Consider the following 8,358-nt stretch of genomic DNA (forward strand, 5'->3'; position numbering starts at 1 on the left):
ACCGAGGCCGCTAACCACTAGAACTTCGGCGGGGGTCTCAGACTTGGGGGGTGGGAGGCGATGAGACCCCCGCCGAAGTTCTAGTGGTTAGCGGCCTCGGTCTCGCAGTACAGGAGTTCATGGAACATCTGGGAGAGCTCCTCACTATCCTTGGCCTCGGAGCGGGTTCGTGATGTTTCGGTTTTCGCTTCGAGACCAATCTTCCGAGGCTTTGCACCCCGCTGCTATCCCACAACTGGCTACTAGCCGGGGGAAAATTCGGGTCCCCCAGTGGCAGGGTCCGCGTGTCCCCCGATTGGGGGACAGGGCGCTCCGCGCGCATGCGCGCATGAAATCGCCGTCTCTAGGCGTTCGTGGCTACGCAGACCGGCTGCGAAACGGATCAGTGGGCAAACTTTTACCGCACCGTGTTGTGAATGTGACCGCCGCCCAGCAGTGTATTCAGCGATTTATCTGGCACGTGTCCAAGAACCGACAGATGAGAAGGCGGAGATGACGGCACCGGTGATGGCCCTTCGACTCGTGGCCTTGGCTGCCGGGGTGCTTGGCATGTCCGCGACTATGGCGGCACCCACGCACGCCGACATGATGGGTAATGCCTTCCTGACGGCCTTGAACAACGCCGGCATCTCGTATGGCCAGCCGGCGGCGGCGATGGCGATCGGCCGGTCGGTGTGTCCGATGGCAGTCCAGCCGGACGGGACGTTCGAATCCGTCGTGGCCAGAATGGCTGAAGACAATGGGATGTCTCACGATGCGGCAGCCGCGTTCACCATTGTCGCAATCGCGACGTATTGCCCGGCGGTGCTCTACCCGCTGTTGCCCAATCGGCTACAGGCCTAGAGCTGGCCTAGACCGGCCTAGACCGATTGTGAGGACCGATTGTGAGCTGATCGGACGTGCCCGTAACCTCTAGCGAGTGGTCGACGACAGGCATGACCGCAGCGGCGAGCGCAGGCCGCGACCGGCATCGGGTGGTGTACCGCGGCGTGGTCCACAGCGAAAGCGTGACGTTCCCTGGTCGGGTCCGGGCCGGGCGCGACCGGTTCAACCGCGGTCGGCGCCTTCCGAGGTAACCCGCGAGTCCCGGGACGGGCCGGCGATCCCGCCGGGAGTGGACGCCAAGCAGCTGGCGCCGGAGATCCGGCGCGAGCTGAGCACCCTGGACCGGGCCACCGCCGACGCGGTGGCCCGGCACCTGGTGGCCGCCGGGGAGCTGCTCGACGAGGATCCCGAAGCCGCCCTGAACCACGCGCGTGCGGCCCGGGCCCGCTCCGGCAGGCTCGCCGTCGTTCGCGAGGCCGTCGGGATCGCCGCCTACCGCTGCGGCGACTGGGCTCAGGCGCTGGCCGAATTGCGTGCCGCGCGGCGGATGGGCAGCAGATCCCCGCTGCTGGCGCTGATCGCCGATTGCGAACGCGGTCTGGGCCGCCCGCTACGGGCCATCGAACTCGCGCGCGGACCCGAGGCGTCCCTGCTCAGTGGCGACGACGCCGACGAGTTGCGTATTGTCGCCGCCGGCGCGCGTGCCGATCTCGGGCAGCTGGAGCAGGCGCTGACCGTGTTGTCGACGCCCCAGCTCGACCCGGCCCGCACCGGCTCGACGGCGGCGCGACTGTTTTACGCCTATGCCGAGACACTGTTGGCGCTCGGGCGTCGTGACGAGGCGCTGCGATGGTTCTTGCGCGCCGCCGACGCTGACCTGGAAGGCGTCACAGACGCCGAAGACCGGGTCGCCGAGCTGGGTTGAGCATCAGGTGAAAAGTCTTGCGCAGCAGTATGATTGCCTGCTGATCGACCTGGACGGGACGGTATTTCGCGGCCGGCGCGCCACCGAGGGCGCGGTCCAATCGCTGGCGGAGGTGAGCAGCCGCAAACTGTTCGTCACCAACAACGCGTCGCGCAGTGCCGACGAGGTCGCGGCGCATCTGCGCGAGCTCGGCTTCGACGCCGCCGGCAGCGACGTCGTCACCAGCGCGCAGAGCGCCGCCCGGGTGCTGGCCGATCAGCTCCCCGCAGGTTCACCGGTGCTGATCGTGGGTACCGACGCGCTGGCCGCCGAGGTCGCCACGGTGGGGCTGCGTCCGGTGCGTCGCTGGGACGACGGACCGGTTGCCGTGGTTCAGGGCCTCTCGATGACCACCGGCTGGCCGGAGCTTGCCGAAGCCGCACTGGCCATCCGGGCCGGCGCGCTGTGGGTGGCGGCCAACGTCGACCCCACCTTGCCCACCGAGCGCGGCCTGCTGCCGGGCAACGGGTCACTGGTTGCGGCGCTGCGAACGGCCACCGGCGCCGAGCCGCAGGTGGCAGGCAAGCCGGGTCCGCAATTGATGGCGGACGCCGTGGCCCGCGCCGATTGCCGCGCGCCGCTGGTGATCGGCGACCGGCTCGACACCGACATCGAAGGCGCCAACGCCGCCGGGCTGCCCAGCCTGATGGTGCTCAGTGGCGTTAGCGGCGCGCGAGACGCGGTGTTTGCGCCACCGCGGCAGCGGCCCACCTACCTCGGCCACGATCTGCGCTGCCTGCATCAGGATGGCCAGCTGCTGGCGATAGGGTCACAGCCGGGCTGGCGGGTCGTCGTCACCGACGCGACGGTGACGGTCAGCGCCACCGGTGACCAGGACGGGGACGACCTCTCGGTGGTACGTGCCGTCGCGAGCGCGGTCTGGGACGCGCATCCGGACGGACGGCCAGTCAGTATCGGGGCCGGCGACGAGGCGGCCCGCGGCGCATTGCGCCGCTGGTCCCTGGAACACGGTGACTAGGCGGCAACTAGCGTAGGGAGCGCAATGACTATTGACCCTGATCAGATTCGCTCGGAAATCGAAGCCCTGGTAGCCCAGCTGCCCGATGTCGCCGACGCCGAGAACGGGCCGTCTCTTGCCGAGCTCGAGGTTATCGCGCGCCGTCTGTCGGAGGCCCACGACGTGTTGTTGCGGGCCCTGGAGTCGGTGGAGAAGGGCTGAGTGCAACGGTGGCACGGCGTGCCCGCGTTGACGTCGAGCTGGTGCGGCGCGGCCTCGCGCGGTCTCGTCACCAAGCTGCGGAATTGATCGAAGCCGGCAAGGTGCGCATCGACGGCCTGCCGGTGGTCAAGCCGGCCACCGCCGTGGCCCTCAGCGCGGCGTTGACCGTCGCGGCGGGTGGCGCCCGCGGCTGGGTATCGCGGGGGGCCCACAAACTCATCGGTGCGCTGGACGCCTTCGCGGTTCCCGTTCAAGGCCGGCGCTGCCTGGATGCGGGCGCGTCGACCGGCGGGTTCACCGAGGTGCTGCTGGACCGCGGTGCCGCAGAAGTGGTTGCCGTCGATGTCGGCTACGGCCAGCTGGCCTGGTCGCTGCGCAGCGATCCGCGAGTGGTGGTCGTCGAGCGGACCAATGTGCGTGACGTGTCGCGCGAGGCGATCGGCGGCTCCGTCGACCTCATCGTGGCCGACCTCTCGTTCATCTCGCTGGGCACGGTGTTGCCTGCGCTGATTGACTGTGCGTCGCCGGGCGCGGATATCGTTCCCATGGTGAAGCCACAGTTCGAAGTGGGCAAGGGGCAGGTCGGTCCGGGCGGGGTGGTTTCGGACCCGCAGTTGCGCGCGGACGCGGTGCTGGCTGTCTCGCGGCGTGCGGACGAGCTGGGTTGGCACACCGTCGGTGTCGCCGCCAGCCCGCTTCCGGGCCCGTCGGGCAACGTCGAATACTTCCTGTGGTTGCGCGCACAGACCGATCGGTGGTTGGCCGGCGACGAACTGGTGGACGCGGTGCGGCGGGCGATGAGCATGGGTCCGCAGTGACTTCGCAGAAGAGCGCCGAACGCACCGTCTTACTGGTGGTCCACACCGGACGCGACGAGGCGACCGAAACCGCGCGCCGCGTCGAGAAAGTGTTGGGCGACAACAACATTGGGCTTCGAGTACTGTCCGCCGAGGCGGTCAACCGCGGATCGCTGCGGCTGGCTCCCGACGACATGCGGGCCCGGGGCGTCCAGATCGAGGTGGTCAATGCCGACCCGCACGCTGCCGACGGCTGCGAGTTGGTGCTGGTGCTCGGCGGTGACGGCACCTTCCTGCGGGCAGCCGAGCTGGCCCGTAACGCCAGCATTCCGGTGTTGGGTGTCAACCTGGGACGGATCGGATTCCTGGCCGAAGCCGAGGCCGAGGCGATCGACCTGGTGCTCGAGCACGTGGTGGCACGGGACTACCGGGTGGAAGACCGGCTGACTCTCGACGTCGCGGTGCGCCACGGTGGCCGCATCATCGACCAGGGCTGGGCGCTTAACGAGGCGAGCCTGGAAAAGGGCCCCAGGCTGGGCGTGCTGGGGGTGGTCGTCGAAATCGACGGCCGTCCGGTGTCGGCTTTCGGCTGCGACGGGGTGCTGGTGTCGACGCCCACCGGGTCCACCGCCTATGCGTTCTCGGCGGGCGGCCCGGTGTTGTGGCCGGATCTCGAGGCGATCTTGGTGGTGCCCAACAACGCTCACGCGTTGTTCGGCCGGCCGATGGTCACCAGTCCGGATGCCCGCATCGCGATCGAGATAGAGGCTGACGGGCACGACGCCCTGGTGTTCTGCGACGGCCGCCGCGAAATGCCGATACCCGCCGGCGGGCGACTCGAGGTGACCCGCTGTGACACACCGGTGAGATGGGCACGGTTGGACAGCGCGCCGTTCACCGACCGTCTGGTGACCAAGTTCCAGTTGCCGGTGACCGGTTGGCGCGGGAAGTAACCGGTGCTCACTGAGATCCGAATCGAGTCGCTGGGCGCCATCAGCACCGCGACCGCCGAGTTCGATCGCGGGCTGACGGTGCTCACCGGCGAGACCGGTACCGGCAAGACCATGGTGGTCACCGGGTTGCAGTTGCTGGGCGGTGCGCGGGCCGACCCGACCCGGGTGCGGTCCGGGGCCGATCGCGCCGTTGTCGAAGGCCGTTTCGTCACAACCGATCTCGACGATGCCACGGTCGCCAGGCTGGACGAGATCTTGGACGCCTCCGGGGCGCAGCGCGACGAGGACGACAGCGTGATCGCGTTGCGCTCGGTCAGCGGTAACGGGCCGTCGCGCGCTTACCTCGGCGGTCGCAGCGTGCCCGCCAAGTCGCTCAGCGGTTTCACCAACGAGCTACTGGCCCTGCATGGCCAAAACGACCAGTTGCGGTTGCTGCGACCGGAGGAACAACGTGGCGCGCTGGACCGCTTCGCGGCCAGCGGCCCCGCGTGCGAGCGCTATCGCAAGCTGCGGGACGCGTGGCTGTCGGCGCGGCGAGACCTCTGTGACCGGCGTAACCGGGCGCGCGAGCTGGCCCAGGAGGCGGACCGGTTGCAGTTTGCCCTCAACGAGATCGACGCGGTCGACCCGCAGCCGGGGGAGGACGAGGCGCTGGTCGCCGACATCGTGCGGCTCTCCGAGCTGGACACCCTGCGCGAAGCCGCGTCGGTGGCCCGCGCGGCGTTGGCCGGCGCCTCCGACGACACGCTCGGCGTCAGCGCCACCGAATGCCTCGGGCGCGCCAAGGCAGCCCTGGAGTCGACCGACGATACCGCGCTGCTGGCGCTGGCCGAACAAATCGGCGAGGCGCTGACGGTGGTTGTCGATGCGGCCGGGGAGCTGGGCAACTATGTCGACGAGCTGCCGGCCGATGCCAGCGCTCTGGACGCCAAACTGGCCCGCCAAGCCCAATTGCGCACCCTGACGCGCAAGTACGCCGCCGATATCGACGGGGTGCTGCGGTGGGCGCGGGACTCCCGCGACCGGCTGGGCCAACTCGACGTCTCCGAAGAGGGCCTGGCGGCGCTGGAACGCCGCGCCGAGCAGCTGGAGCGCGAATTAGCCCAAGCAGCAGTCGATCTGAGCAAGATTCGGCGCAAAGCGGCCAAGAAGTTGGCCACCGAGGTCACGGCGGAGCTGTCCGCCCTGGCAATGGCCGACGCCGAGTTCACCATCGGCGTGACCACCGACCTGGCCGAGCACGACGATCCCGTCGCGTTGACGCTGCCGTCGGGCGAGCCGGCCCGCGCCGGCGCCGACGGCATCGACCACGTCGAGTTCGGCTTCGCCGCACACCGCGGCATGACCGTGCTGCCGCTGGCCAAGAGTGCGTCCGGCGGTGAGTTGTCTCGGGTGATGCTGGCGCTGGAAGTGGTGCTGGCGACATCGCGGAAACAAACAGTCGGCACCACGATGGTGTTCGACGAGGTCGACGCCGGGGTCGGCGGCAGGGCGGCCGTCCAGATCGGGCGACGCCTGGCGAAGCTGGCGCGAACCCACCAGGTCATCGTGGTTACGCACCTGCCCCAGGTGGCTGCCTATGCCGACGTGCATTTGACGGTGCACAGCACCGGACGCGGCGGCGCCAGCGGGGTACGCCGGCTGAACGACGAGGAGCGGGTGGCCGAGCTGGCCAGGATGCTGGCCGGGCTGGGTGAGTCGGACAGCGGCCGCGCCCACGCCCGTGAGCTGCTCGACGCCGCGCAGAACGACGAGATCTAGCCTCCCAACGTCGACGGCTTGTTGCCTTTTGGTCGCGATCGGCCAACAACTCGGCGCCCTGCGGCGTCGCGTGTGACAGTTGTGACTCCATATAACTTATGGGGCTGATGTTACGGCGCGCCTCCCGGCCCGGGCCGTGCTTCCCCGACAGAATCGCCCCCATGAAGATGTCAGCGCTTCTGTCTCGTAACACTGCCCGGCCGGGCCTGGTCGGCACCGCCCGCGTCGACCGGAACATCGACCGCCTGCTGCGCAGGGTCTGTCCCGGTGACATCGTGGTCCTCGACATCCTGGATCTGGACCGCATCACCGCGGACGCACTGGTGGAAGCTGACGTCGCCGCCGTCGTCAACGCATCGTCGTCGGTTTCGGGCCGCTACCCCAACCTGGGGCCCGAGGTATTGGTCAACAACGGGGTCACCCTGATCGACGAGACCGGACCCGAGGTCTTCAAGAAGGTCAAAGACGGCTCGAAGATCCGGTTGTACGAAGGCGGCCTGTACTCGGGCGACCGCCGGCTGGTCCGCGGTACCGAGCGCAGCGACCACGACATCGCCGACCTGATGCGGGAGGCCAAGAGCGGGCTGGCCGCACACCTGGAGGCGTTTGCCGGCAACACGATCGAGTTCATCAAGAGTGAGAGCCCGCTGCTGATCGACGGAATCGGGATCCCCGACATCGACGTCGACATGCGCCGCCGGCACGTGGTGATCGTCGGCGAAGAGCCAAGGGCCGCCGACGACGTGAAAGCTCTCAAACCGTTCATCAAGGAATACCAGCCGGTGCTGGTCGGCGTCGGCACCGGCGCGGACGTGTTGCGTAAGGCCGGGTACCGTCCCCAGCTGATCGTCGGCGATCCCGACCAGATCAGCACCGAGGTGCTCAAGTGCGGCGCCCAGGTGGTGTTGCCCGCCGACGCCGACGGCCACGCGCCCGGGCTGGAGCGCATCCAGGATCTCGGTGTCGGGGCGATGACGTTCCCGGCCGCCGGCTCGGCGATCGACCTGGCGTTGCTGCTTGCCGATCACCACGACGCCGCACTGCTGGTCACCGCCGGCCACACCGCCAACATTGAGACGTTCTTCGACCGGACGCGCGCGCAAAGCAACCCGTCGACCTTCCTCACCAGGCTGCGGGTGGGGGAGAAGCTGGTGGACGCCAAGGCGGTCGCGACGTTGTACCGCAACCACATTTCGGCTGGCGCCATTGCGCTGTTGGCGTTGACGATGCTGATCGCCATCATCGTCGTCTTGTGGGTGTCACGCACCGATGGCGTGGTGGTGCACTGGATCATCGACTACTGGAACCGCTTCTCCCTCTGGGTGCAGAACCTGGTGACCTGACCCTTCGAGGACGGTGCGTTCATGATCTCGTTACGCCAACATGCGATTTCGCTGGCTGCCGTCTTCCTGGCGCTGGCGATCGGAGTCGTGCTCGGTTCGGGCTTCTTCTCCGATACGCTGCTGTCCAGCCTGCGTAACGAGAAGCGGGACCTAGCCGCCCAGATCAGCCGACTCAACGACCAGCGCAATGCGCTCAACGAAAAGCTCAGCGCCGCAAATACTTTCGACAACCAGGTGCTCGGGCGGATTGTGCACGACGCGTTGGCCGGCAAGTCGGTGGTGATCTTTCGGACCCCGGATGCCAACGACGACGACGTCGCCATGGTGTCGAAAATCGTCGGGCAGGCCGGAGGTTCGGTCACCGGAACCGTGTCGCTGACCCAGGAGTTCGTCGAAGCCAACTCGGCGGAAAAGCTGCGGTCGGTGGTGAATTCGTCGATCCTGCCCGCCGGTACGCAGCTGAGCACCAAGCTCGTCGACCAGGGTTCGCAGGCCGGTGACCTGCTGGGGATCGCCATGCTGAGCCCCGCCAACC

At 68.3% G+C, this 8,358-nt stretch carries 9 protein-coding genes; all 9 read left to right on the forward strand.

The window, feature by feature from the left end:
* Positions 1–507 precede the first annotated feature (507 nt).
* Positions 508–843 (forward strand): DUF732 domain-containing protein, encoded by a 336-nt coding sequence (locus tag EET03_RS12500; protein WP_075541487.1) that lies wholly within the window; start codon positions 508–510, stop codon positions 841–843.
* A 76-nt stretch (positions 844–919) separates the two neighbouring features.
* Positions 920–1,750, forward strand: a complete 831-nt coding sequence (locus EET03_RS12505) for a tetratricopeptide repeat protein (protein ID WP_082274478.1) — start codon at positions 920–922, stop codon at positions 1,748–1,750.
* A gap of 7 nt (positions 1,751–1,757) precedes the next feature.
* The gene (locus EET03_RS12510) at positions 1,758–2,768 is read left to right on the forward strand and encodes an HAD-IIA family hydrolase (protein WP_099194165.1); all 1,011 of its coding nucleotides are present in this window, start codon (positions 1,758–1,760) and stop codon (positions 2,766–2,768) included.
* Positions 2,769–2,792: 24 nt separating this feature from the next.
* The gene (locus tag EET03_RS12515) at positions 2,793–2,969 is read left to right on the forward strand and encodes a hypothetical protein (RefSeq protein WP_099194166.1); all 177 of its coding nucleotides are present in this window, start codon (positions 2,793–2,795) and stop codon (positions 2,967–2,969) included.
* 8 nt (positions 2,970–2,977) lie between these two features.
* Positions 2,978–3,787, forward strand: coding sequence for a TlyA family RNA methyltransferase (locus tag EET03_RS12520; protein ID WP_099194167.1), 810 nt, complete (start codon positions 2,978–2,980; stop codon positions 3,785–3,787).
* Positions 3,784–4,719: an NAD kinase gene (locus tag EET03_RS12525; protein ID WP_063471647.1), complete on the forward strand. Its 936-nt coding sequence runs from the start codon at positions 3,784–3,786 to the stop codon at positions 4,717–4,719. The genes EET03_RS12520 and EET03_RS12525 overlap by 4 nt, the downstream gene beginning before the upstream one ends.
* Positions 4,720–4,722: 3 nt before the next feature.
* Complete coding sequence (gene recN / locus EET03_RS12530; RefSeq protein ID WP_075541485.1) at positions 4,723–6,480, forward strand: DNA repair protein RecN; 1,758 nt, start codon at positions 4,723–4,725, stop codon at positions 6,478–6,480.
* A gap of 161 nt (positions 6,481–6,641) precedes the next feature.
* A complete protein-coding gene (gene steA / locus EET03_RS12535; RefSeq protein ID WP_075541486.1) occupies positions 6,642–7,823 on the forward strand; it encodes a putative cytokinetic ring protein SteA in 1,182 nt (393 codons plus the stop codon).
* Between the two features lie 21 nt (positions 7,824–7,844).
* Positions 7,845–8,358, forward strand: a 514-nt coding sequence (locus EET03_RS12540; protein ID WP_136625693.1) for a copper transporter, incomplete at its 3' end; no start/stop codon positions are given.

The sequence above is a fragment of the Mycobacterium innocens genome, from assembly GCF_900566055.1.
In the GTDB taxonomy this organism is placed as follows: domain Bacteria; phylum Actinomycetota; class Actinomycetes; order Mycobacteriales; family Mycobacteriaceae; genus Mycobacterium; species Mycobacterium innocens.

Excerpts from the sequence above, each read along its gene's own strand:
- EET03_RS12500 (WP_075541487.1), top strand. The coding sequence starts at position 508 with ATGGCCCTTCGACTCGTGGCCTTGGCTGCCGGGGTGCTTGGCATGTCC.
- EET03_RS12515 (WP_099194166.1), top strand. The coding sequence starts at position 2,793 with ATGACTATTGACCCTGATCAGATTCGCTCGGAAATCGAAGCCCTGGTA.
- steA (WP_075541486.1), top strand. The coding sequence starts at position 6,642 with ATGAAGATGTCAGCGCTTCTGTCTCGTAACACTGCCCGGCCGGGCCTG.